The organism is Pseudomonas sp. SIMBA_068, assembly GCF_046534705.1.
GTDB lineage: Bacteria > Pseudomonadota > Gammaproteobacteria > Pseudomonadales > Pseudomonadaceae > Aquipseudomonas > Aquipseudomonas putida.
This window is the reverse complement of record NZ_JAWRYI010001348.1, coordinates 1-245: the sequence shown is the minus strand read 5'-3', so window position 1 is coordinate 245 and position 245 is coordinate 1. Positions and strand designations below refer to the sequence as shown.

The following is a 245-nucleotide window of genomic DNA, read 5'->3' as shown; positions in this document are numbered from 1 at the left end:
CTTGATTGAGTTGGGAGGGCAGGCATTCGATTTCCGGCAACGGCTGGTAGTCGGTGACCAGGTCGGCCTTGTACTTGAGTTCGTTGGCAACAATGTTCAGGGTCGAGTCGATGCCCTGTTGCAGGCTCGCCAGCTGCCATTGCTGGTCGCTGTCGACCCGGGAGAAGTTCTTCAGGTCCTTGACGATCTGCGCCACCCGGCCGATGCCTTCCTTGGACTCCCTGATCAGTACCGGAATGTCCTGC

At 58.8% G+C, this 245-nt stretch carries 1 pseudogene; it reads right to left on the bottom strand.

Going from position 1 to position 245, the window contains the following annotated elements:
* A pseudogene (locus tag SB756_RS34000) lies at nt 1–245 on the bottom strand (hybrid sensor histidine kinase/response regulator); the annotation flags it as partial.